This window comes from Nocardia sp. A7 (genome assembly GCF_046549215.1).
Taxonomy (GTDB): domain Bacteria; phylum Actinomycetota; class Actinomycetes; order Mycobacteriales; family Mycobacteriaceae; genus Nocardia.
In genome coordinates this window covers 16670-38439 of record NZ_JAJPWE010000012.1, presented here as the reverse complement: position 1 = coordinate 38439, position 21770 = coordinate 16670, and the positions used below count along the sequence as shown (strand labels likewise).

Sequence of the window (21770 nt, the reverse complement as noted above, 5' to 3'; positions counted from 1 at the left end):
TCAACAAGGCCAAACACTGGCGTGGTGTCGCAACTCGTTACGACAAGCTGGCCTGCACTTACCGGGCCGGGATCGTCATGGCCCTCACGGTCGAATGGTTGAAGCTATTGGGAGACATGACCTAGTGCCTCGTCGCATTCGTAGCGGTCTTTCCCGCCGAGGAAAAAGTCGTGCAGGCGTGCGGGGTTGGGCTGGTATGGGTCGATCAAGTTGCGGGTGGTCACGGTGGGGGCTCCTGCCGCGTCGTGTGCGACGGAAGGCCCCCGACCAACTCCGGGTGTCCGTGGCGAGGGGCGCACGGTGTGGGAGTGGGTCGGGGCCTTCCAGTGTTACCAAGTCGTGTGGGTGGTGTGGGTGCCCCCGGAGGCCGGTTGGGCGGCCTCCGGGAGCGTTTCCCCACCCTCGAACCGGCGCGGCTCGGGGGTCGCCGGTGTGGTTCGAGGCATTCAGGTGGTCTTGTGGCGTCGCACCGCGCTCGTGACTGGTGGCGTAAAGCTTTGTGGTGCAACAGGATCAGTCCTCGAGATCCTTGAGGCGGTCGTACCCGGCATCGAGATTGTTGGCGGCTTCGCGGCCCTTGTCGGTGATAACGAACTTGCGGTCGGTGCGGTCGGTACCGATGACGACGTAGCCGTCCTCGCCACCGACCAAGGTGAGGTAGCCGTGTTTGTGGAACCAGAAGAATGCGGCCGAGGCGCTGTTGCGGCGGGGCATTCCCAGCTGTTGGTAGAGGCGTTCGGCCCATTGGGGTTCGCCGTCTTTCATCGCCGTGAGGACGGCTCGCTGGTTGGCGGTCCAGGGTTGGCGGGCATGGGTGCTCACGTGTGGCTGTCTCCGTTTCTCCGGTTGGTCGAGAAGAAAAGTTGGGTGGCCCCGGAAATCGTCGGGAAACGATTCCGGGGCCGCCCTCGCGCAGCGGGCCGGGGGCGCTGGGAGGCCGACCGGGGCGCATCGCATCGAGGGCATTCGGTTGGTCGGGGAACATGCGGTGTTCACGCGGTCAGGGTTGGAGGTAAAGCCGTTCGTTGGGGAGCCGCGACAGACCCGCGCAGTGGCTGGGATCGACGGTGACGGTGCCGGGTCGGCGGGCGGTCACCTCGCAAACGAATACGAGGGCGGCCGTCAAGCAGGCGACGAAATCCATTCGCACACTAGTCAATTGGATTATGAGGTGGATGTCGGGTTCGTCGGGGCGGGGTGAGCGACCGCCGTGGTTCATCGCAGGTTTCGCCCCGGCAAGAGCCCGAGGGCGCAATGAACGACTACTGACCCTGATGGCCGGAACGCGCTGATCGCCGGGGATACCCATGTGCGGACCATCAGCGGGTCCAGGACCGGGGACGGCAACGCGATATCGCCTTCACGGATCACCACGACTCGCGCCTCCCATAGCCGGGCCACGTTTTCGGGCTCACCGATCGGCTTGATATCGGAGCGAACCAAAAAGGTCCACATGTCGGCTCGGGGGTGGCCGATGATCGGCAGCGGCGTGATCCCCCGAAATTCGAGGTTGTTTTTGACCCGTCGGGCGAGGTCGGTGGGCATCATCACCGCCCCGACCATCCCGGCCTTCATCGTGATCCGCCCGGTTGCGGGATCGATCACCGTGGGCAGCGAGCAGGTGCGGCGGTAGAACTCGCACCGCGATCGGGGGGTTTCGGTGTAGGCGGTGGCGGGTGGGCTTGCCTGGGTCATGAAAACTCCTCGAGCGACCCGGTAACGGGGTCGGACGACTCGGGCGCGTCGACCGTGGGTGTCGCGGGCGTGGTGGTGATGAAACCGGCTTCGCGCATGGCGTCGAGTGCTCGGGTGAGGTCGGCATGAGTGTGTTCGAGGGTGACGGGGGTGAGGTGTGTCATCGCGCGGCCTGCCTTGCTGGGCGGCGCTGTCCGGCCGCTATTTGCCACTCCGCTCGCCGGTTCTGGAATGCGTCGCCGTTGTTTCGCAAGGCGTGCAAGACGCGCACCACACGCCATTTCGGTGCGTTCAGGTTGAGGGCGATGGTGTCGGCGGTCAGCATCCCGCCGGGTCGGAGAAGAGCGAGAACATCGGCATCGAGAGTGCTTGTCATCGGGTCACCCCGGGTTGACTTGTTGTGGAATGACGACGACTGTGCGAGCGGTTCCATCGCAAAATTCAGCTGCCTGCTTCCCTGCATCGAGCCTCCCTCGCTCAGCGGCATCTCCCACCGGTGAGCGATTTCGCACGGATCAGCGGGGGACTACATGAATTTTGTGCGTCGGTGCGGACCTCGAACTGACAAGGAATCGACAAAACTGCAAACTGGAACCATGGACGCGACGGGAATCGGTGCCCGGACTGCTCAAGCCCGGAAGCTCAAGGGGTGGACCCAGCCCAGGTTGGCGCGCGAATCTGGACTTTCGGAATCGCTCATCACCAAGGTTGAGCGCGGGGTTGTCCCAGCGTCAGCGGGGTTTGTCGCGGCGGCGGCTAGGGCGCTCGATATCGAACCGGAACGATTGACCGGTGCCCCGTACTACGACCTGATCGAGAAGGACGGACCGCTCGAAGGTGTCACGGATCTGCGAGCGGTCATCGCTGAAGGCAAGTACGTGCGCGCGGTCGAGCCGGGGTCGCTCGATGATCTCGCCGCCGAGATGGCTGCGATCGATTTGGCGTACCGCAACGACAAGGGGCGCGTTGCACTCGCCCGTATCCCGTTGCTGATCCGTCAGCTTTATGGCGCGCTGAGAGAAGCGAACACCGATAGCGACCGGGGCCGGGTCTACTCGCTGCTGTGCGCTGCCCATGTCACCGCCGAGAGGCTGTGCCGCCGGTTCGGTTTTACCCACCTCGCGCCGTCCGTGCTCGACCGACTTGAAGATGCAGCCGCTCACGCGGATGACCCGCTCTATGCTGCACAGGCCAAGATCAAGCGAGCGCGAGTGCTCATGTACTACGACGCCAACGACGTCGGTCTGCAACTGGTCGAGCAGGGTATCGATATGATCGACGGTGACGGCGAGGCTGCTAACGCGGTTCGTGGGTACGGTCACCTGTGTGGCGCGATTGTGGCCGCCCGAGGTATCCGCCCTGACACCGCGAGCGACCATATCGCCGCTGCACGACGCCTTGCCCCGTTGATGCCCCGTGAGTCCGACTTGTACGGCACCCTTTTCGGTCCTGGGAATGTTGGTATTCATGCGTCGGCTGTCGCCCTCGAATCCGGAGACCCTGATCGGGCAGCCAGGGAAGGGTCTGCGTTGGTGTTGCCGCGCGAGATCGCCCCGCCACGGGCCGGGCACCACTGGCAAGACGTGGCGCGCGCATGGATGCTGGTAGGCCAGTCGGACCAAGCTCTCAAGGCTCTGGGTGCCGCTCGGGTAGTCGCTCCGCAGCAAACACGGCTGCATCCGTCAGTGCGTGAAACGTTGCACGCGATCGCGGCGGCAGAACGACGACGGACAGACAGTTTGGCGAACTTCGCATCGTGGGTTGGCGTCCGCCTGTAGCGGGACGTGGTCGACGTTCGTAGCACAGAGGGCTTGCCTCATGGTGGATTACAAGTCGACTTCGTAGCTGGTGTCGGATTCCCAACCGGTGTGTTCGAACTCGTCGGCGGTGGTGTCGGCCTCGGACCAGTCGGCGTAGGTGTCGCCCAATGCGGCGTCTACGGCGTTGGTAATAGTTTGCGCTTGCGGGTCCGGTTCGTAGGCGGTCGGGTCGGGTGCGTGCTGAGTGGTGATGTCGGCGGACTCGGGCGCGGCGGCGGCGAGGTCGGTGTCGGTGATTTCCAGGCGTGCCCAGAGCGCGGCAGCGGGCATTTCATCGGGTAGTGGGCGGGCGCCGGCGGCATCGGTGAGCTGGTGTTCTATGTCGAGGCCGACTCGGGCGGCGGCGTCGATGTTGGTGGCGATGATCGGCCAGGTGGGATCGGCGCTGATGCGGGGGTCGATGCGGTCGACGGTGGCGGCCCACCGGTGCTGCGGTAGGCGGGTGTTGCCGTCGACTTCGAGGATGCGGCGGTGCAACTGTTGTTGGTGCGCGCGTTCGATCGCGATGTATCGTGCGGGTCCGGTCGGGCGGGGGTCGGACTCCGGGACGTGCAACCCCGCACGCCAAATAGCAAGGTCGGCAACGAGTTCGGGATCGGTACCGAGCAGTGGTCGCGCCCATTTCGGGGCGGTAGCGGTGGTCCAGGCGCGGGCGGTATCGCTGATCTGCCTAGCGAGTTCGGCCACGATCCGTTCGCGCGCCTGCACTGGGGCGGTGTCGTTATCGGCGGTCGGGGCCTCTGTGGGTAGTCCGGGTGTCCACGCCAACGGTCCGGGTCCGGCGGAATGGTTGCCGCTCGGGTCCAGTCGCCAGTCCAACACTGCGGCGGGATCTGTCACGGTGTCGAGTTCACGCGCTGCGATCGCGGTGCGGAGTTCGGTGACCGGGTCTGCCCCGGACAGTGCGAGCATCGCCAAGTGTTGGCGTAGGACCGAATAGGCGGGGCTCTCAGTCAGTCCCGGTACGAGTCGTTCGGCGATGCGGTCGATGGTGTCGAGTCGTGTTGTGCCAATAGCGCTTTCGGCGGTCATACCGAGCGTGTCGAGATAGATATCGACCGCGCGCCCGATCCGGCGGGCGGGGTCGAGCGCGTCACGGAGTTCGGTGTGGGCGGAGGTACGCGCGCCGTCGCGGTCCAAGACGTGGTGTAGGTGTTCGACGGCGGTACGCGGGTAGTGAGCGGGCACGGTGTAAATGTCGCCCTCGTCGCCGTCGAGCGCGGTCGCGATGTAGGCGTGGTTGGCGTGGCGTCCGCGTGTCATCGCGACGTAGAACTGTTGGCGCGACTCACGTCCCGACATCGCGACGTGGCAGGAATCCGCGGTGATACCTTGCGCGGAATCGATAGTCGCGGCATAGCCCAGGTGCAGGTGTTCGTGCACGTAGTCCCCCGGCAACCGCACCACCGCGTCGGTATCGCGACCCTGCACGCGGCGGGCGACGGTGACCGCGCCGTCGGAATGGACTTGTTGGATGGTCCAGGAGTAGCCGTTGCGGACCCAATCGCGGGCACCGACGCGCAAGCGTGGGTCGTTGCGGCGGGTGCGCACGATGTCACCGGCTGAGGCGACCAACCTGTCAGCGAGGAACACATGCGGGTCGGGTGCACCGGTCGCGGTGATCGCGGGAGCGGTGCGCGCGATCCTGTCCGCGCGTGCGCGCACGTTCAACGCGCTCACGATGTCGTGAGTCGGTGCGAGCATGACCGCATCCCACCCGTGTTCGATGTCGGTGGCCCACGCTCGGTAAGCGTCTGCGTAGACGGTGCCCAGGTGTCCGGCGTGGATGCGGCCGTTGTCCAGATACCACGCCAACGCCAGCGGATCACCCTCACGCAACCCGGTCGACGCCAACGCTTCGCCGCGATGAGCGAACCGCACCACCTCGGTCAGCGTCGGTGCTTGCTCGGGTGCGGCATGGGTCATGTCGGCATGGACGCCACCGGCATCAATCGCCGAGAGCTGTCGGTCGTCACCGATACAGCGCACGGTGGCACCGCGCCCGGCCAGATACCGCAGCAATTGCAGGCGTTTGGTGGTGGGCATGGTGACGTGTTCATCGACGATGACCAACGTGGTGGTGTTGATGTCGAGGACCCATTGCGGCAGAAACGGCAGGTTCTCGCTGGCGTTGTCGGGGCGGTGGGCGTCGATGACGTGCAGAAGTTTGTCCACCGTTTCGGCGCGGGTGCCGATCGACTCGCCCAGCACGGACGCGGCGGCGGCCGTGGGTGCCATTCCGAGTACGGTTCCGCCGCCGGATTTCCACGCGGTGGCGAGCACTTGCATGGCGGTGGTCTTGCCCGTTCCGGCCGGTGCGTTGGCGGTGTGGACACGCATTCCGGCGCTGGCGAACGATTCGATGACCCGAATCTGACCGGGGTTCAACGGTTGGTCGGGGTGGGCGGTGTTGTAGTCGTTGACCGCGTTGAACACCAATCCGGGGCTCAAGATGAGCCCGCCGGGCTCGACAGAGAGCGCGATCAGTTCGGCTTCGGCGGCCAAGGTGGATTCGGTGGTGTAGATCTGGGAGTTCGCGCGGGTGTGGATCGGGGTGCCGTCGCGGCGACGTAACCACGCCGGGACCGCGCGGAGGTCGGGTTGTTCGGTGAGGTCGGGGTCACCGCGTGCGACCGATGATGACGGCGATAGTGCTTGTGCCAGCACTTTTTCGGTGGCGTCGGCCCATTCGGTGGGGGCGATGTTCCCGCGGATTTGGCGTTCGACTTCGGCCCGTAGGTTGAACTCACGCCAGGTCGCGCGCTTGTCCGACACTGCGGCTAGGGCTTGGTCGGCGAGGTGGGTGATGAACGCGTGATCGAGTTCGCGGCGCGGGACGTGCGGGGCGGCGAGGGCGCGCACGAATATGTCGTCTACCGCGTCGGGTCCACCGAGCAGCTTTTCGGCGTCCGCGCGCCAGGCTGCGCGTTGTTCGGTGCGTGAAGTGGGCGCGTGTTTGCGGGGGCGGGTTTCCAGGGTGGCGCGTTGGCCGAGGTCGTGGACTTCGCCGGGGGTCGGTTCGCGGCCGAACGTTGTTTGAAACGCGGCGGTGAGAGTGTCGAGTCGGTCGGTGATCACGGCGGTGCGCCGCGACCAGTGGTGAATCAACGACAGGGGAACGCCGACGATTTCGCGGACCCGAACTTGGTGGATGTTGCGGTCGGGTCGGGTCTCGAACCGCACTCCGATCGAGGTTTCTAGGTAGTGCTCGAGGCGGGTGTCATAGATTTCTGACACCGTGACCACCGCTTCATGAACCACGGTGCCGTTGACGGTGCGCCATTTGCCGTCCTCGGTCCGCACCCGGTTAGCGACCAGAACATGGGTGTGCAGGTCGGGGTCACCGGCGCGGGAGTCGCGGTGGTCGAACGTCGCGGCGACCGCGCCTTGCACGTCGACGTGTCGAATTCCGTTGCGACCCAACCGGGTGAACAGCGCGTTGTTCTCCAACCACGACAGTGCGTCGGTGATCGCGGCGCGGTGGGCGGTCTCGATCTTGTGCGCAAGCTCCGGTGTCGCGATCGCCCATAACGCCGACACCGACTTGACGGGGCTGAACGTGAAGTCGAAACCGGCGACCGCTGTGCGGTCCGGGCGCGAGTTCTTCGCGACCCATCCCGACAGTTCGCGCGGGTCCAACGGTGGGCGTTCGTACTCGGTGGTGAACATTTCCGTGGCTACGTCGGTGCGGATCTGCGCGCGGATAGGGTCGGGAATGTGGGCGGTGACGCACTCGCCGTGGCTGGTGTTGTAGTCGCGGTATGCCTGCGCGGTGGCGGCGGGGAACCCTGAAGTAGTCGAATAGACGGCGAACTTGTTGCCGAGTTTGGTTGCTTTGTCGGCTAATCGGGCGGCATAGGCGGGGCGTACTCCGGCCGCGAGGTGGTGCGCTTTCACGCGTTCGCGGACCTGGTCGGCGTTCGGATGCATCCCGGCACCGAACAGGAACTTCATCTGCTCTTCGGTGACTTCCGCACCGGGGGTGATCTCGAGGTCGGAAAGCCCGGTGCCGTGCCAGGTTCCGGGGGCTTCGCCGTGCTCGTTGTAATAGTCGGACAGCGAGGCTCGCCCGCGCGCTGTGGTGTCATTGGCGGCGGTATTGCGCAGGTAGTACTCGTAGCCGTTGCCTGCGGCGACCTTGTGCATGGTCGCGACCATGCCTCCATGAGACAACCAAAAAGGGGCAATTTCAAGACGACTTAGTCTGTGAATCCTTGCCGCAGAGAGCGTTTCCACTGGTCGTTATCAACTCGTTACCCTGAGATGAAAGATGTCTGAATGTGAAGGAGGGAAAAATAGGGGTAGGGCGTATGTAGAAGTGAGGGTGAGTTTAGTTGTGTGGGTGCGGCATTGATGGGGTGGGGTGGGATGTGTTGCGGGGGTATGGGTGTGAGTGGGATGTGTTGGGTACCGATGGGATGGGGTCGGTAGAGCTGAGGCGTTGAATCCGGCTCGCACGCGGCCGGACGCGTCGCGCACGCGACGGCACCGCCGGACGCAGCTCGCGGTACCGCAATTTGCGTACTTGGCCGACTTTCGATCAACAGGCACACTGGAAAGCGGAAGAGCCGCGAGATCAGGGGACAAGTCGACAAAACCGAAAAGGAATCGCGATGTCCCACCACAACAGAAAAGTTCGTCCACACACCGGCCGGTCCGGTGTCTCTCAGTCCGGCCGACCTGACGAGCAGGCTCCGCCGGTCACCGACTCCCCGGCAGCGTCGGCACCGGCCGACAGTGCGACCACAGATGGCGCGGGCTCCGATACCGCAGTGACGCAACAGCGACCCGCAACGCACAACAACACCGACAGGCACGGGCCCGCGCTGATCGGACCGACCAGCGAAGCCACCCGCCGCTGGGTCGCCGAAAGCAGGATGCGGCAAGGGCTATCGCCTCGCATCACCGATCCCGTCGTGCTCGATTCACTGGCGCTGTTCCTGCGCAACGCGATCGACTCCCTCGACCGCGATCGCCGCCGCCGCGACGACATCTGAGTCCGGTCACAACTGCCGCCAGACGATTTCGACTGAGGACTTGTCGAACCGCCACACGCGCCCGTTCTGGTCTTCCCACTTCGCGGCGTAGATGTTCGCGGGCCGCACGATCACTTTCTCGATCAGCCGGGCGGCGGCTTCGTGCCGCCACCGCGAACCTTTCGTGGTCCATGCCTTGCGCAACTCCCCCGGTGTGGAACCGAGGTCGGCCAACACCGCCAGCGCCTGACTCGACCGCAACGAATCCTGCTCGGCACGCAGGTTCTTCAAGCTCGCTTTGAGTCCGGTGATGGTGCGATCGATGACGCGCAAGTCGAACTCGTCACCGGCACCGGTCAACACCTCGGTGCGGCGGTCGGCCTCGGCGTCCAAATTTCCTGCGGTGGTCTCGATCCGTTTCTGCAATGCCGCGATCCGCTCGGCGTTGTCGTTGCCGCGATCCAACCGGGCGAGGATGTCGGGGTTCTCGTACTCAGCGATCACCGCTTGCCCCACGAACGTCTCCAACGCGTCCGCGTCGCGGAACACCCGCCCGCACGCGCACGCGACGTTGAACCCGTCCTTGGAACGGCACCCGTAGCGGCGCTGGACCACCGGGGGCCCGGTCTTGCGCGCGCGTTCCAGCGCTGAGCCGACCAACCATCCACCGCAGTACTGCCCCGGCCGGTCGGTGCCTTCTTTCCACCTGCCGCCGCACTCGGCCAACCCGGTCATCCAATACTCGCCGTTGCGTTGGCGTGGCCGCTCGGGGTTCTTGGACCGGCGGTGCGCGGTCACTGCCGCGCGCATCGCGTCGTGTTCGGCGCGGGTGAAGATCGCGGGCCACTGCGCACGATGACGGGTGCCCGTGCGCTCGTGGAAGCGAATGCCGTTGCCTTCGGGGTTGTTCAAGCATTCGCAACGGTCGCCGTTGGCGTCGGTGTGCTCGCCCAGGTCGTAAGCCACATACGCTTCCAACAGCAGCAGGTGAGACAGCTTGCCAACCCGCCACCGATCCCCCTCCGACGTAGTCACCCCGCGCGCGTTCCAGTCGGTAATGATCGCGGTCTGCGTCTCGCCGTTGATCAACCGGTCACGGCCTTCGCGCAACACCGCGACTTCCTCCTCACGCAACGCGCACCGGTCCAGGATCTCGTCCCCGGTGATCGGGTGCGTGCCCGCGACTTTCCCGTAGCCGAAGCGGCGCGAGCCGCCCTGCATGACGCCTTTGGCGGCTTCCTCGCTCATCCGCTCCAAAAGGTTCTCGGTGTTGACTTCGCGGTACTCGACCGCCTCGGCGACGGCGACCATGAAATTCTTGCGACCCGCACCGGTGGTCAGGTCGTAGTCGGTGGCGTTGACGAAGCAGTACCGCACACCCTCATCGCGACCCAGCTTCATCAGCTCGTTGCCCAGGTCGTAGTCACGAGTCAACCGGGATACGTCACGAGCAAGAACAGCTTTGGCCGGTCCACCGGTCACCAACCCCAGCACTTCCCGCAAGGCTGGGCGGTCGGCGTCGGCCCCGGACATGTCGTTGTCGCAGAAGATCCGCGCCAACGGCAGTTTCTTGCGCTTGGCGTGCTTGACCTGGTTTTTGGCCTGTAGGTGCACGCCCTCGGCGCGGTCCTTCTCATCACGGGAGATACGCACGTAGCCGTACACCCACTGAGCAGGGTCGACATCGGCCACAGCAACAGCCAGAGCCGCATTGATCTCGGTGAGCCAAACGGGCTCGACCTGGGTCTTTGTCTTTGATCGCGTCATGACTAAATTCTCCCAAGAGGAGTGCATAAGCACTACCTTTCGGGAATGAGCGCCGACTACTACATCCGGCTCGAACAAGGCCGCGACAAGCATCCGTCCGATCAGATCGTGGCGGCGTTGGCCCGGGTGTTCTCGCTCGACGACGACGGCGCTGCACATCTGCGGGAGTTGGCGCGTCCGGCGCCGCGACGCACCCGCGCACCACGACGACCGGAGCGGGTCACGCCGAGCCTGCTGCGCCTGATGCGCACCTGGTCGGACACGCCTGCGCTGGTCTATGGCCGGTATATGGATGTCCTGGCCGCGACACCGCTGGCCATCGCGCTGAATTCCTGTTCGGCGCCGGGTGTCAATCAGGTCAGGATGGTGTTCCTGGACCCCGAGGCGCGCAATATTTTTCCGGATTGGCCGAGAATCGCCGCGGAAACGGTGGCCGCTCTGCGGGTCGGCGCGGGCACCGATCTCGACGACCCGCGCCTGACGGAACTGGTCGGCGAGCTGTCGTTGAAGAGTGAAGACTTCCGTCGTCTCTGGGCCAAGCACGAAGTGCGCGCGAAAACCGCCGGGGACAAGCGATTCACCCATCCACTGGTGGGCGAACTCGCGTTGTCCTACGAGACATTCACGGTCAACGGCGCACCGGGGCAGACCCTCGTCGTGTATCACGCCGAGCCCGGCTCTGATGCCGAACAGTCACTGGCACTGCTCGGCACCATCGACACCGCGCCCCTGAGCTCATCGGTGACCCACTGACCCCTCGGCAAGTGCCCGACTACAGACTGAACGCCACCGCGCGCAGGATCAGCACGGCGATCAACACCGCGGTGAAGGCCAGGTCGAGCGCGAAATCGCCGATGCGAATGGGCTTCAACACTTTTCGCACCGGGGCGATCACCGGTTCGGTCGCGGCGTGGGTCACCTCCCGCGCCTTGCGCGCCCACTGCGGGCCGTTACCCAGCGCATCGATCCAGTCGACCACCATCCGGGCGATCAACAGCACCAAGAACACCGTCAACGCGTAGCCGACCAAGGTTCCGATAAGACTCATGACCCACTCCTCGCGGAGGCCACAGGGGACCTCTTACCGCTATCAACGTGCCCGACCTTGCCAAGGTGTCCACCACTCGGTTCTCTCAGTCGATTATCAGCCCTGCGCGGGTTCTTCGACGTGATCGTGCACGCGGCGTGGTCACCGGTCACGGTGTCGAATCGCCGATACCGCAGGAGCGCCGAGCTACATCCTGCTCGACCGCATGCTCGACGCCTGAAAGACGAAGAGCCCCGGCGATATTCGCCGGGGCTCTCGTCTGACATTCGAATTACTTCTTGCGTTCCTTCTTCTCGCGCACACGCACCGAGATGCGCACCGGCGAGCCGTCGAAACCGAACTCCTCACGCAGGCGGCGCTCCAGGAAGCGGCGGTAGCCTGCCTCGAGGAAGCCGGTGGTGAACAGCACGAACGTCGGCGGACGAGTGCTCGCCTGGGTGGCGAACATGACGCGGGGCTGACGGCCGCCGCGCATCGGCGGCGGGGTGGCCGCGATGACTTCCTTGAGCCAGGTGTTCAGGCGGCCGGTGGAGATGCGCTTGTCCCAGGACTCGAGCGCGGTCTCCATCTGCGGCACCAGCTTGGCCACGGCGCGGCCGGTGTGGGCGGAGATGTTGACCCGCTGGGCCCACGGCACCCGCACCAGATCGCGATCGATCTCGCGCTCGAGCATGTAGCGGCGGTCCTCGTCGACCAGGTCCCACTTGTTGAACGCCAGCACCAGCGCGCGACCGGACTCGGCGACCAGGCTGATCACGCGCAGATCCTGTTCGGTGATCGGCACCGAGGCGTCGACCAGCATGATCGCGACCTCGGAGGCCTCCAGCGCCGACTTCGTCCGCAGCGAGGCGTAGAACTCGGTGCCGGTGGCATTGGAGACCTTGCGGCGCAGACCGGCGGTGTCGACGAACTTCCAGGTCTTGCCGCCCAACTCGACCAGCGAGTCGACCGGGTCGACGGTGGTGCCCGCGACATCGTGGACCACCGAACGCTCGTCGCCTGCCAGCTTGTTGAGCAGGCTGGACTTGCCGACGTTCGGCTTGCCGACCAGTGCCACCCGACGCGGTCCGGCGACGGCGGTGCCTTCGCGTGGGGTCTCGGGCAACGCGCTGAGCACGTCATCGAGGAGGTCACCGGTGCCACGACCGTGCGCGGCCGAGACCATGCGCGGCTCGCCAAGACCCAACGACCACAGCGAGGCGGCCTCGAGTTCGACCTTCTGATCGTCGACCTTGTTGGCCACCAGGATCACCGGGATCTTGGAGCGGCGCAGCTTGCGCACCGCGGCCTCGTCGGTCGTGGTCGCGCCGACAGTGGCGTCGACGACGAGCAGGATCGCGTCGGCGGTCTCCATCGCCACCTCGGCCTGACGAGCGACATGCGCCTGCAGACCCTTGGCGTCGGGTTCCCAACCGCCGGTGTCCTGCACCATGAAGCGGCGTCCGGCCCAGTTGGCCTCGTACGAAATGCGGTCACGGGTCACACCCGGGACGTCTTCGACCACCGCTTCGCGGCGGCCGAGAATGCGGTTGACCAGGGTCGACTTGCCCACATTCGGGCGCCCGACCACGGCCAGCGTCGGCATCGCGACGTGCTGTTCGCCGACACCGTCCCCGTCGATATCGAGGACATCCCATTCGGACTCGTCGGTCCAGGTTCCGTCGCCTACGAGAATCTCTTCGATCATCGCGGACCTCCTGTCGTGGCCGAAAGCTGCTGAGCCACCACGCGATACAGCTCCTCGATGGTCTGTGCCATCGTCAGGTCGCTGGTGTCGACGAGCACCGCGTCGGCGGCGGGGCGCAACGGCGACACTGTGCGGGTGGAGTCGAGGGTGTCGCGGCGCTGCACGTCGGCCAGCACGGCCGCGTAATCGTCGCCGCGGCCCTCGCGGATGTTCTGAGCGTTGCGCCGCTGGGCGCGTGCCTCCGCGGAGGCGGTGAGATAGATCTTGGCGTCGGCGCCGGTGAGTACGACGGTGCCGATATCGCGGCCTTCGACCACGATGCGCCCGGCCATCGCCGCGATCTCCTGCTGCAGGGCAACCAGCTGCTCGCGCACCTGCGCCACCGCGGAGACCGCCGAGACGGCCTTGGTGACGGCGTCGCCGCGGATCTCGCTCGACACGTCTTCGCCGTCGAGCTCGATCACCTCGTGGCTGGGATCGGTGCCGATCGAAAGCGGCAGCGCTGCAACGGTTTCGGCAATCGCGACCGAGTCGGTCAGGTCGACACCCGCACGCAGCACGCACAGGGTCGCCACGCGGTACATGGCACCGGTGTCGAGGTAACGGGCGCCCAGACGCGTCGCGAGACGACGCGAGACGCTGGACTTGCCGGTGCCGGAGGGGCCGTCCATCGCGACGACGAGCGTCGCGTCACCGGTCATCCGGTCGCCGGCGAATTCCAGGGGAAAGTCCACACCGTTCACAGCTGCACCGCCTCGTAGAGTTTGCCGATCTCGTCGCGGCCGAGCACCCGCAGCGTGCCGGGACGCTGATCACCGAGCGCCACCGGGCCGAGGTGGGTGCGCACCAGCCGGATCACCGGGTGGCCGACCTCGTCGAGCAGCCTACGCACGATGTGCTTGCGACCCTCGTGCAACACGAGCTTCACCAGCGACCGGCCCTGGTAGGCCTCGAGCACCGTGAACTTGTCGACCTTGGCCGGCCCGTCCTCGAGCTCGACACCTTCGCGCAGGCGCTTACTGACCATGCGGTAGTTCACCTCGCCGTCGACGGTGGCCAAGTAGGTCTTGGGAACTTCGAACGAGGGGTGCATCAGTCGATGCGCCATCTCGCCGTCATTGGTGACCAGCAGCAGACCCTCGGTGTCGGCATCCAGTCGCCCGACGTGGAACAGTCGCTGACCAGCGGCGATCCGCTCGGCGATGATATCGCCGACGCAGGGGCGCCCCAGATCGTCGGACATGGTGGACTGCCAGCCCTTGGGCTTGTTCAGCACCAGGTGCACCAGTTCGTCGCGCACCACCACTCGGGTGCCGTCGACGCGCACGACCGCGTTCTCGGCGTCGATGCGCAGACCCTGCTCACGCACGGTCTTACCGTCGACCTCGACGCGACCGGCGGCGATCATCTCCTCGGCGGCGCGACGCGAAGCCACACCCGCCTTGGCGAGGACCTTCTGCAGACGTTCACCTTCGCCCCACGGGAGCTTCTTGGGGCCCTCGGTGACATCGGAGTGCTGGTGCCGCGCGGGCTTGGCGTTGTTCAGGATCGTCGGAGCGGCAACCTTCTTCTGCGGCTTCGCGGTCTTCTTGCGAGCCGCGAAGGCCTGGGTGCCTGCCGAAGCACCGCTGCGCTGACCAGCCGTGCCACCACGCTGTCCGCGGTCGGCGTCACCACGCGGGTAACCGCCACCGCCGCTGGAAGCACCGGTGCTGCGACGGTCATCACGCTGACCTCCGCCTCCGGGGCCGCCACGACGGTCGTCACGCTGATAACCACCGGCAGACGGGCCACGACGGTCACCACCGGCCGGGGCGCCGCGTCGATCATCACGCTGGTAATCACCGGCGGACGCGCCGCGACCGGCCGGGGCGCCGCGACGATCATCACGCTGGTAGCCACCGGGCGAACTGCCGCGACGGTCACCACCGGCGGGGCCGCCACGACGATCGTCACGCTGGTAGCCGGTAGGCGCGCCGCGACGGTCGTCACGCTGGTAGCCACCACCGGTCGAGGTGCCACGGCGACCGCCGGACTCCGCGTCACGCTGGGAGCTGCCTGCGGACCGGGCAACTGTCTGATTGCCGCGCTGGAAGCCACCCGCGCCGGTGCCGCGGCGGCTGGGAGCCTCGCCACGGGAGCCACCCTGCCCGGTGTGCGTACTGTCGCCGCGGTTACCCACGGTTCGATTCGCGCCACTTCGGGGCTGGTCGCTGCGATTTTTTCGATCCGGTGTGCCATCTCGGCGAGCGGAATTATTCATCTGTCCTGTCAATCGTCGGTGCCGAGATCCATGTCGGACTCGGCGGGTTTCTTCAGCCTGGTGAACCGGGGATCGGTTTCCAGGCTCTCGCTGATCTCGTCGATCAGATCGACGCCGGGAAGCAGCGGCGCCAGCAGTGGCAGGTCGCCGAGAGAGGCGAGCCCGATCCGTTCGAGGAACAACTCGGTGGTGCGGTACAACGTGCCGTTGGTTTCGGGGTCCTGACCCGCTTCCGCGATCAAGCCTCTGGCCAGCAGCGTGCGCATCACTCCGTCGACGTTCACCCCTCGGACCGCGCTGACCCGCATGCGGGTCACCGGCTGGCGGTAGGCGACTACCGCCAAGGTTTCCAAGGCGGCCCGGGTCAGTTTCGTCCGGGCCCCGTCGAGCAGTACCCGCTCGACATAGGGCGCGTACTCCTGTCGAGTATAGAAGCGCCACCCGTCACCGACGAAACGCAGGTCGATGCCGCTGCCCCGTTCGGTCAGTTCCGCCGCCATCGCGCGCAGCACGGGTTCGACGCGCTCGGTGGTGTCGTCCAAGGCCGCTGCCAGCTGTTCTGTCGGCGCCGGAGCGTCGACCACGAGCAACATCGCCTCGAGCGCCGACCGCAATTCGAGGTCGTCGAGTGGCTCAGAGGTGAATTCCACCACTGCTTCTGTCATCCGTAATCCTCCTCGAAGGTCAACGCCGCTGCTTCGGTGTCAGGGTCGAGCTCACCGAGCCAGCTGACAGCCAACGGTCCGAGCGGATCGGGTTGGTCGAAGGCGATGGTTTTGCCGCGGTACAGCTCCAACAACGCCAGGAAGCGCGCCACGATTTCCACCGGGACTGTGCAGTCGACCACCAATTCGGCGAAGGTCGTCCACCCTCCCGGCCCGCGTTCCTTCAACCGGGCGAGCACCAACTCGGCCTGCTCGGCGACCGAGATGGTGTGCATGTGCAGATGCCCGAGCCCGACCTCGGCGATCGGGCGTGGCCGGAAAGCCGCCGCGGCGATCTCGGCGAACGCGGCGATGTCCACCCCGAGAGTGACCTCGGGCAGCAGTCCGGCGAACTGGTCCTCGAGCGCCACCGAACGCGGGTACCGGCGCAGCGCGGCGGCTTCCAACTCGGCGAGCAGTTCGGCCACCTGCTTGAACGCGCGATATTGCAGCAGTCGCGCGAACAGCAGATCGCGAGCGTCGAGGAGTTCGAGATCGTCGGCGTCGGTCATCTCCCCCGACGGCAACAGCCGCGCCGCCTTGAGGTCGAGCAGCGTGGCGGCGACGACGAGGAATTCGGTGGTCTGATCTAGGATCTTGTCCGCGCGCAGCTTGGTGTTCTCGGCCAGCTCGGCGGTCAGTGCCTTGGTGTAGGCGATGAATTCGTCGGTGACCTGATGCAGCGCGACTTCGGTGACATCGAGTTTGCGCGAGCTGATCAACGTCAGCAACAGATCGAACGGCCCCTCGAAATTGGTGAGCCGCAGATGAAAACCGGATTTCTCCGCGGCCGGCACCGCGTCTTCGGGTACTGCTTGCACCGCAGGTGTAGCTCCGATCACCGGCCAGACCGGTGGATGACTTCACGTGCCATCGCTCGATACGACTCGGCGCCGCCCGACTTCGGCGACCAGGTGGTGATCGGCTCACCGGCGACGCTGGCGTCGGGGAAGCGCACGGTGCGCGAGATGGCGGTGTCGTAGACCAGATCGCCGAACACCTCGACCACGCGCGACATCACCTGACGCGAATGCAGCAGGCGCGCATCGAACATGGTGACCACGATGCCGTAGAGGCTCAGCCGCGGGTTGAGACGGTCGCGCACCTTCTCGACGGTGTCGTTGAGCAGGGCGAGGCCGCGCAGCGAGAAGTACTCGCATTCCATCGGGATGATCACACCGTCGGAGCAGGCCAGCGCGTTGACCGTGAGCAGGCCGAGCGAGGGCTGGCAGTCGATGAGGATGTAGTCGTAGCGATCACGCACGCTGTTCAGAGCGCGGCCCAGCGACTGTTCGCGGCCGACCTCGTTGACCAACTGGATCTCGGCGGCCGAGAGGTCGATATTGCTGGGTAACAGGTCCATGCCGTCGACCTTGGTGGTCTGTAGCACGTCATCGACCTTCGCCTTCCCGCCGATCAGCAGGTCGTGCACGGTGAGATCGAGATCGTGGTGTGCCACACCGAGACCGGCCGACAGCGCACCTTGGGGGTCGAGGTCGACCAGCAGCACGCGACGACCGTATTCGGCCAGTGCCGCACCGAGATTGATGGTCGAGGTGGTTTTTCCGACCCCGCCCTTCTGATTGCACATGGCGACAACGAGTGCGTCGCCGTGCCGCTGGACCTGCGGTGGATCGGGGACCAGTCGCAGCGGCCGGCCGGTCGGGCCTATCTCGACGGGCTCGGTGACCTGTTCCGGTCCACCGTCCCACGGTGTTTCCGCTGTCGTCACGATCCGCTGCTCCTTATACGTTTTCCTTGCCGGTAACCCCTGTCGAGGGTAGCGAGGCCGATCCGGGACCGGCTCGCTTTCGTACGGTCCAACACTGGGTAGACGCTACCGCTCGGACCGGTGAGGTACAGCATGGCAACGCCGGGCGTGTTCGCACGATACCTGCTCAGCGCACATGGGCGGTGGTGGTTCACGTGGCACGCGGATGGGCAGTGGCCCACACTTCGCGCAGGGTGCTCACCGTCACGAGGGTGTAGATCTGGGTGGTGGTCACCGAGGCATGTCCGAGCAGTTCCTGTACAACCCGCACGTCGGCCCCACCGTCGAGCAGGTGGGTGGCGAAGGAGTGACGCAGGGTGTGCGGTGAGACCGTTGCCCCGATTCCGGCGCGTTCGGCGGCGGTCTGCAATACCTGCCAGGCGCTCTGGCGCGACAGTCGGCCGCCGCGAGCGTTGAGGAAAAGCGCTCCGCCGGAACCTTTTCCGCTTGCGGCGAGGGTGGGCCGACCGCGTACCAGGTAGGCGTCGACGGCGGCGAGGGCCGGGCGGCCGATCGGGACGAGACGCTGTTTTCCGCCTTTTCCGTGCAGCACCACGCAGCGTTGTTCGGCGTCGATGTCGTCGACGTCGAGCCCGACCATTTCCGAGATACGCGCGCCGGTGGAGTAGAGCAGTTCCAGCAGTGCCCGGTCGCGCAGCCCGCGCGGGCCGCCGTCGGAGCCCTCCGGTTCGCCGCCCGCCGATTCGAGCAGGCGCAGCACCTGGTCGTAGGGCAGCGCTTTGGGCAGTCGGCGACCCGGTGCGGGTGGTTTCACCGCATGCGCCACATCGGTGTCGGTGATGCCCTCGGCGGCGGCGAACCGGTGCAGCCCGCGCACCGCGATCAACGCCCGCGCCACCGAACCGGCCGCCAGCGCAGGATGATCGGCGCCACCCGAACGCAACACCATCGTGAATTCGGCGACGTCACCCTGGGCCACCGCGCTCAAGCTCTCGACACCACGACCGGCGAGGAAGTTCCGATAGCGGGCCAGGTCGCGGCGGTAGGCGCCGAGGGTGTTGCGCGCGGCTCCGCGCTCGACCGCCAGGTGGTCGAGGTAGGCATCGATCTCCCGCTCGAGCACGCGCTCCCGCCTAGTCCCGGCCGACCGGTGCGGCCGTCGAAACGCGGGCCGCGATCACGCGTGGCTACCGCGGTTCGGCGCCGCAGCGGCTTTGCGCCGCAGGAACGTCGTCGGCTGACCGGGCCACGGTGCGTCGGGGGCACGCAACGGCACCCCGCTCGCCTGCGCCGCGGCATACGCCAGCACCCCGGCGACCGCGGTCGCGTTCACGATCTCCCCCGCCAGCGCGGCGCGCACCGCCTCGTCCAGCGGCATCCGCACCAGTTCCAGATCCGCTTCCTCATGCTCGGGATCGGGCCGGTCGGTGACGCTGAGACCGGTCGCGAAGAACACCCGCAGCGCCTCGTCGGTGAAACCCGGCGACAACGCCACATCCACCAACACCGACCACTGAGCCGCGGCGAGGCCCGTCTCCTCGGCCAGCTCACGCTTGGCCGCGGTGAGCGGGTCCTCACCGTCGATATCGAGCAGTCCGGCAGGCAGTTCCAGCAGCCGGGTGCCGATCGGATGCCGGTACTGACGAATCAGCACGACATTGCCGTCGTCGTCGAGCGCGAGCACCGCGACAGCACCGTGATGCTCGATCACCTCGCGCTCGGCGATCCGCCCGTCCGGCATCCTGACCTGATCCTGCCGCAGGGCCAGGATCGCGCCGCTGTAGAGCACCCGGCTCGACACCGTCTCGAAGTCGTGACTACCGGGCTCGCTCATGCGTTCCTATCGCCGAAATTCCTAGGCTTCCGCGGCCTGCTCCGCGAGCTCTTCCTCCGGGAAGTCTACGGGAAGGCGTTCGGCCAGTTTGTATTTCAACGCGGCGTTGATCAGCGCGGCGAACAGCGGATGCGGCCGGGTCGGACGGCTCTTGAGCTCCGGATGCGCCTGGGTGGCGACGAAGAACGGATGCACCGAGACCGGGTACTCGACGAACTCCACCAGGTGCCCGTCCGGTGAGGTGCCGGAGAAGACCAGCCCACTCTTGGCGATGGCGTCGCGGTAGGAGTTGTTCACCTCGAACCGGTGCCGGTGCCGCTCGGACACGTTCTCGGTGCCGTAGGCCTGCGCGACGACCGAGCCCTTCTGCAAGGTGGCGGGGTAGGCGCCCAGGCGCATGGTGCCACCCAGGTCGGCTTGACCGGCGACGACGTCTTCCTGGTCGGCCATGGTCGAGATGACCGGGTTCTCGGTGTCTGGATCGAATTCGGCGGAGTTCGCGTCGGAGATACCGACCGAACGCGCCGCCTCGATGACCACACACTGCAAACCGAGACACAGACCGAGCAGCGGGATACTGCGCTGGCGGGCATACCCGATCGCGCCGAGCTTGCCCTCGATACCGCGAATCCCGAACCCGCCGGGGATCAGCACAGCGTCGACCGCACGCAGCGCCGCCTGGGCGCCGGCCTCGGTCTCGCACTCGTCCGACGGCACCCAGCGGATGTTCACCTTGGCGCGATGCGCGAAACCACCCGCACGCAGCGCCTCGGTCACCGACAGGTAGGCATCGGGCAGATCGACGTACTTGCCGACCAACGCCACCTCGACGGTCTCGCGCGGGGAATGCACGCGATCGAGCAGATCGCCCCACACCGCCCAGTCGACATCGCGGAACGGCAGCCCGAGCTTGCGCACCACATAGGCATCGAGGCCCTCACTGTGCAGCACCTTCGGGATGTCGTAGATCGACGGCGCGTCCGGCGTGGAAATACACGCCTCCACATCGACGTCACACATCAGCGCGATCTTGTTCTTGAGGCCCTGCGGCACCTCACGGTCACACCGCAGGATCAACGCGTCGGGCTGGATACCGATATTGCGCAGCGCGGCCACCGAATGCTGCGTCGGCTTGGTCTTGAGCTCACCCGACGGCGCCAGATACGGCACCAGCGACACATGCAGGAAGAACACGTTGTCGCGACCCACATCGTGACGGATCTGGCGGGCGGCCTCGAGGAACGGCTGCGACTCGATGTCACCGACGGTGCCACCGATCTCGGTGATCACCACATCCGGCACATGCCCCTCGAGATCAGGACCCTGCATCGCGAGGATGCGGTTCTTGATCTCATCGGTGATATGCGGGATGACCTGCACCGTATCGCCCAGATACTCGCCGCGACGTTCCTTCGCGATCACGGTCGAATAGATCTGACCGGTGGTCACGTTCGCGTCCATCGTGAGATCGCGATCGAGGAAACGCTCGTAGTGGCCCACGTCCAGGTCGGTCTCGGCACCGTCTTCGGTGACGAACACCTCGCCGTGCTGAAACGGGTTCATGGTGCCCGGATCGACATTGAGATACGGGTCGAGCTTCTGCATCGTCACCCGCATACCGCGCGCGGTCAGGAGCTGACCGAGGCTGGAGGCGGTGAGACCCTTACCCAATGAGGAGGCGACGCCACCGCTGACGAAGATATGCTTGGTGGCACTTCTAGCCGAATTCCGTTGATGACCCACGGACCACCACTGTACCGCCTCCCCGGATATTCAAGCGCAACCGAGGTGCGTAAACAGTCGCGTCGGCCGCTGGCGGTTGATCGGCGGCGGGGTTTGCTCGTGCCCGGTGAGTTACCAATGTGCTCGCTGAAGCGATCACCGCTGATCGTAGCGCCGACGGTACCGGTCGATCCGTGTCCGATTACCATCTAGTTGTCATAAATTCGGCTGACGTGCACGTTTGCCGATGCGACAGTGATCGCCTGCTCGCTCGCAGTCGATCAGGCAGCACAGGAGCGGTCGGCAGTGGATGACCACCAGTAGCCATCTGAGGCTGGCGAGTCATGTCGCAGTCAGCCGTCGGTGAGGTGGTTGGTTCCCCACACCGCGAAGGGGTGGCACCGCGTACATGCGCGGTACCACCCCTTGCTCCTGTCTGCGCCACCAGCGCTAGCCGAGCAGCGGCGTACTACTTCAAGCAAACCAACTCCGGAAAACCGGGAGAACATCGTTCTTGCTTAC

General features: G+C 65.9%; 20 protein-coding genes. 3 read left to right on the top strand and 17 right to left on the bottom strand.

The annotated features are described in order from the left end of the window. Positions 1–104: 104 nt before the first annotated feature. The 5 genes from ACLJPD_RS33070 to ACLJPD_RS33050 form a co-directional block, all read right to left on the bottom strand. Positions 105–224 (bottom strand): SAM-dependent methyltransferase, encoded by a 120-nt coding sequence (locus ACLJPD_RS33070; RefSeq protein WP_410877452.1) that lies wholly within the window; start codon positions 222–224, stop codon positions 105–107. 289 nt (positions 225–513) lie between these two features. Continuing rightward, on the bottom strand, positions 514–822 hold the full coding sequence (locus ACLJPD_RS33065) for a hypothetical protein (protein ID WP_410877451.1): 309 nt from the start codon (positions 820–822) through the stop codon (positions 514–516). 393 nt (positions 823–1215) lie between these two features. Then, entirely contained in the window at positions 1216–1695 is a 480-nt protein-coding gene (locus ACLJPD_RS33060; RefSeq protein ID WP_410877450.1) for a DNA-directed RNA polymerase subunit beta, read from the bottom strand. Then, the gene (locus tag ACLJPD_RS33055) at positions 1692–1859 is read right to left on the bottom strand and encodes a hypothetical protein (RefSeq protein WP_410877449.1); all 168 of its coding nucleotides are present in this window, start codon (positions 1857–1859) and stop codon (positions 1692–1694) included. Before ACLJPD_RS33055 ends, ACLJPD_RS33060 begins: the two co-directional genes overlap by 4 nt. Further along, positions 1856–2071 carry a hypothetical protein gene (locus ACLJPD_RS33050; protein WP_410877448.1) on the bottom strand — a complete coding sequence of 72 codons (216 nt, stop codon included), beginning with the start codon at positions 2069–2071 and terminating at the stop codon, positions 1856–1858. Before ACLJPD_RS33050 ends, ACLJPD_RS33055 begins: the two co-directional genes overlap by 4 nt. Before the next feature lie 220 nt (positions 2072–2291). Here ACLJPD_RS33050 and ACLJPD_RS33045 point away from each other — a divergent pair, with 220 nt between their 5' ends. Continuing rightward, on the top strand, positions 2292–3473 hold the full coding sequence (locus tag ACLJPD_RS33045; protein WP_410877447.1) for a helix-turn-helix domain-containing protein: 1182 nt from the start codon (positions 2292–2294) through the stop codon (positions 3471–3473). Positions 3474–3521: 48 nt separating this feature from the next. Here the strand turns inward: ACLJPD_RS33045 and mobF are convergent, their stop codons facing one another. After that, entirely contained in the window at positions 3522–7673 is a 4152-nt protein-coding gene (gene mobF, locus ACLJPD_RS33040; RefSeq protein ID WP_410877445.1) for a MobF family relaxase, read from the bottom strand. Positions 7674–8287: 614 nt separating this feature from the next. On the opposite strand from mobF, the gene ACLJPD_RS33035 reads away from it, so the two are divergent. Beyond that, positions 8288–8512 carry a hypothetical protein gene (locus ACLJPD_RS33035; RefSeq protein ID WP_410877443.1) on the top strand — a complete coding sequence of 75 codons (225 nt, stop codon included), beginning with the start codon at positions 8288–8290 and terminating at the stop codon, positions 8510–8512. Between the two features lie 6 nt (positions 8513–8518). Here ACLJPD_RS33035 and ACLJPD_RS33030 read toward each other — a convergent pair whose 3' ends face one another. Further along, a complete protein-coding gene (locus ACLJPD_RS33030) occupies positions 8519–10285 on the bottom strand; it encodes a recombinase family protein (RefSeq protein WP_410877442.1) in 1767 nt (588 codons plus the stop codon). An 18-nt stretch (positions 10286–10303) separates the two neighbouring features. Here ACLJPD_RS33030 and ACLJPD_RS33025 point away from each other — a divergent pair, with 18 nt between their 5' ends. Next, positions 10304–11011, top strand: a complete 708-nt coding sequence (locus ACLJPD_RS33025; RefSeq protein WP_410877441.1) for a helix-turn-helix transcriptional regulator — start codon at positions 10304–10306, stop codon at positions 11009–11011. Positions 11012–11030: 19 nt separating this feature from the next. Here ACLJPD_RS33025 and ACLJPD_RS33020 read toward each other — a convergent pair whose 3' ends face one another. The 10 genes from ACLJPD_RS33020 to ACLJPD_RS32975 form a co-directional block, all read right to left on the bottom strand. Continuing rightward, positions 11031–11306 carry a YggT family protein gene (locus ACLJPD_RS33020; RefSeq protein WP_410877439.1) on the bottom strand — a complete coding sequence of 92 codons (276 nt, stop codon included), beginning with the start codon at positions 11304–11306 and terminating at the stop codon, positions 11031–11033. Positions 11307–11577: 271 nt separating this feature from the next. Then, positions 11578–12993, bottom strand: coding sequence for a ribosome biogenesis GTPase Der (gene der, locus ACLJPD_RS33015; RefSeq protein ID WP_410877437.1), 1416 nt, complete (start codon positions 12991–12993; stop codon positions 11578–11580). Next, entirely contained in the window at positions 12990–13694 is a 705-nt protein-coding gene (cmk, locus tag ACLJPD_RS33010; protein ID WP_410877455.1) for a (d)CMP kinase, read from the bottom strand. Before cmk ends, der begins: the two co-directional genes overlap by 4 nt. 38 nt (positions 13695–13732) lie before the next feature. Then, entirely contained in the window at positions 13733–15175 is a 1443-nt protein-coding gene (locus ACLJPD_RS33005) for a pseudouridine synthase (protein WP_410877435.1), read from the bottom strand. An 89-nt stretch (positions 15176–15264) separates the two neighbouring features. Further along, positions 15265–15921: an SMC-Scp complex subunit ScpB gene (gene scpB, locus ACLJPD_RS33000; protein WP_410877433.1), complete on the bottom strand. Its 657-nt coding sequence runs from the start codon at positions 15919–15921 to the stop codon at positions 15265–15267. Beyond that, positions 15918–16802 carry a segregation and condensation protein A gene (locus tag ACLJPD_RS32995; protein ID WP_410877431.1) on the bottom strand — a complete coding sequence of 295 codons (885 nt, stop codon included), beginning with the start codon at positions 16800–16802 and terminating at the stop codon, positions 15918–15920. Before ACLJPD_RS32995 ends, scpB begins: the two co-directional genes overlap by 4 nt. Further along, positions 16799–17692, bottom strand: coding sequence for a ParA family protein (locus tag ACLJPD_RS32990; protein ID WP_410877429.1), 894 nt, complete (start codon positions 17690–17692; stop codon positions 16799–16801). The genes ACLJPD_RS32995 and ACLJPD_RS32990 overlap by 4 nt, the downstream gene beginning before the upstream one ends. A 190-nt stretch (positions 17693–17882) precedes the next feature. Next, positions 17883–18815, bottom strand: coding sequence for a site-specific tyrosine recombinase XerD (xerD, locus tag ACLJPD_RS32985; protein ID WP_410877427.1), 933 nt, complete (start codon positions 18813–18815; stop codon positions 17883–17885). A gap of 54 nt (positions 18816–18869) precedes the next feature. Then, positions 18870–19526: an NUDIX domain-containing protein gene (locus ACLJPD_RS32980; RefSeq protein ID WP_410877425.1), complete on the bottom strand. Its 657-nt coding sequence runs from the start codon at positions 19524–19526 to the stop codon at positions 18870–18872. A gap of 21 nt (positions 19527–19547) precedes the next feature. Further along, positions 19548–21269 (bottom strand): CTP synthase, encoded by a 1722-nt coding sequence (locus ACLJPD_RS32975; RefSeq protein WP_410877424.1) that lies wholly within the window; start codon positions 21267–21269, stop codon positions 19548–19550. Positions 21270–21770 lie beyond the last annotated feature (501 nt).

Coding starts and splice junctions, on each gene's coding strand:
- cmk (WP_410877455.1), bottom strand. CDS start 13,694: ATGACCGGTGACGCGACGCTCGTCGTCGCGATGGACGGCCCCTCCGGC.
- ACLJPD_RS33055 (WP_410877449.1), bottom strand. CDS start 1,859: ATGACACACCTCACCCCCGTCACCCTCGAACACACTCATGCCGACCTC.
- ACLJPD_RS33045 (WP_410877447.1), top strand. CDS start 2,292: ATGGACGCGACGGGAATCGGTGCCCGGACTGCTCAAGCCCGGAAGCTC.
- ACLJPD_RS32980 (WP_410877425.1), bottom strand. CDS start 19,526: ATGAGCGAGCCCGGTAGTCACGACTTCGAGACGGTGTCGAGCCGGGTG.
- ACLJPD_RS33020 (WP_410877439.1), bottom strand. CDS start 11,306: ATGAGTCTTATCGGAACCTTGGTCGGCTACGCGTTGACGGTGTTCTTG.
- ACLJPD_RS33025 (WP_410877441.1), top strand. CDS start 10,304: ATGAGCGCCGACTACTACATCCGGCTCGAACAAGGCCGCGACAAGCAT.
- ACLJPD_RS33050 (WP_410877448.1), bottom strand. CDS start 2,071: ATGACAAGCACTCTCGATGCCGATGTTCTCGCTCTTCTCCGACCCGGC.
- der (WP_410877437.1), bottom strand. CDS start 12,993: ATGATCGAAGAGATTCTCGTAGGCGACGGAACCTGGACCGACGAGTCC.
- mobF (WP_410877445.1), bottom strand. CDS start 7,673: ATGGTCGCGACCATGCACAAGGTCGCCGCAGGCAACGGCTACGAGTAC.
- ACLJPD_RS33030 (WP_410877442.1), bottom strand. CDS start 10,285: ATGCACTCCTCTTGGGAGAATTTAGTCATGACGCGATCAAAGACAAAG.
- ACLJPD_RS33060 (WP_410877450.1), bottom strand. CDS start 1,695: ATGACCCAGGCAAGCCCACCCGCCACCGCCTACACCGAAACCCCCCGA.
- scpB (WP_410877433.1), bottom strand. CDS start 15,921: ATGACAGAAGCAGTGGTGGAATTCACCTCTGAGCCACTCGACGACCTC.